1 protein-coding gene is annotated in these 1,823 nt (G+C 64.5%); it reads right to left on the reverse strand.

The window, feature by feature from the left end; translation table 11 throughout:
- Positions 1-1,823: efflux RND transporter permease subunit (locus BLT65_RS46205; RefSeq protein ID WP_143036739.1), on the reverse strand; the 1,823-nt coding region annotated here is incomplete at both ends.

Below are 1,823 nucleotides of genomic sequence, written 5' to 3' on the forward strand. Positions count from 1 at the left end.
GCCGCGTTCGCCGTGATCTTCACGGCCGGGAAGTTGTTGAAGCGCGTGATCAGGTCCGGCCCCGTCACGTAGCGCGAGGTCACCACCGATTTGAGCGGCACCATGCTGCCGTTCGAGCTGCGCACGAAGATCTGCGTCAGGTCGTCGGGCTTCAGCCGGTACGACGGCTCGGCCTGCAGGATCACCTGCCACAGCCGGCTCGAGCGGTTGAACTGCGACACGTACAGCGAGCCGAACATCGTCTGCATCGCGCTGTAGACGTCCTGCACGGGCACGCCGAGCGTCTCGGCCTTGTCGCGGTCCACGTCGACCAGCAGCTGCTGCGAGTTCGCGTTGAAGGTCGAGGTGACGCCCGTCAGTTCGGGGCGCTGCTTGGCCTTCGCGACGAAGTCGTCCACCACGGCGGCGAACTGCGCGATGGTCGCATCGCCCTTGCTCTGGATCCACATCTCGGTGCCGCCTGTCGTGCCCAGCCCCGGAATCGACGGCGGATTGAGCGGCACGACGATGCCCTCGCGGATCTGCGAGAGCGTCTTGTACGCATCGACGAGCACGGCGCGCGCATTCTGCGTGCGGATATTGGCCGACGAATACCGGTCCTCGAAGCTCTTGAAGCCGACAAAGAACGTCGACGAGTTGTTCTTGTTCTGGCTGTCGAGAATGCTGAAGCCGTCCACCGTCGTGATGCTGCCCACGGCCGGCTGCTTCATGAAATACTCGGACACGCGGTCCGACACCTGCCCCGTGCGGTCCAGCGACGCCGCATCGGGCATGATCACGGCGCCCAGCAGATAGCCCTGGTCTTCGGGCGGCAGGAAGGCGGTCGGAATGTCGCGCATCATCACGACGGCCAGCACGATCATGCCGACGAACAGCAGCAGCGCGATCACGAAGCGCTTGATGATGAGGCGCACCGCGCGCGTATAGCCCGCCGTCATGCGCGTGAACTGGTTGTCGAACCAGCGGAAAAAACCCTTCTTCTCGTGGTGCCCTGGCTTGAGCAGCAGCGCCGCGAGCGCGGGCGAGAGCGTCAGCGCGACGATGCCCGAGATCACCACGGAAATCGCAATCGTGATGGCGAACTGCTTGTACATCTGCCCGGTGATGCCGCCGAGAAACGCCACCGGCACGAACACCGCACACAGCACCAGCACGATGGCGACGACGGGGCCCGCCACTTCGTCCATCGCCTGCTTGGCGGCCATCTTCGGATCGAGCTTGTGGACGGTCATGTTGCGCTCGACGTTCTCGATCACGACGATCGCATCGTCGACCACGATGCCGATGGCGAGCACCATGCCGAACAGCGTGAGCATGTTGATCGAGAAACCGAGCGCTTCCATCCCCATGAACGTGCCGACGATCGACACGGGCACCGCGAGCACGGGAATCAGCGTGGCGCGCAGGCTCTGCAGGAACACGAACACGACGATCACCACCAGCACGACGGCCTCGAAGAAGGTGTGTACGACGTCCGTGATCGAGGCGCGCGTGAACTCGGTGGTGTCCATCGCGATTTCGTAGTCGATGCCCTCGGGGAACGACTTCTTCATCTCGGCGAGCGTGGCGCGCACCTGTTTCGAGACATCGAGCGCGTTCGCGCCCGGCTGCTGGTAGACGGCGATCACGGTGGCGGGCTTGCCCTGGAAGCGGCTGCGGATCGAGTAGTCCTTCTGGCCGAGTTCGGCGCGGCCGATGTCCTTCAGCCGCACGATCGCCGCACCGCCGCTCTGCGCACGGATGATGATGTTCTCGAATTCGCCGGGTTCCGTCAGGCGCCCGGTGGTCGTGACCGCGAACGACTGTTCGACGGCGTTGCCCGT

The sequence above is a fragment of the Paraburkholderia steynii genome, assembly GCF_900100565.1.
GTDB classification, from domain to species: Bacteria; Pseudomonadota; Gammaproteobacteria; order Burkholderiales; family Burkholderiaceae; genus Paraburkholderia; species Paraburkholderia terrae.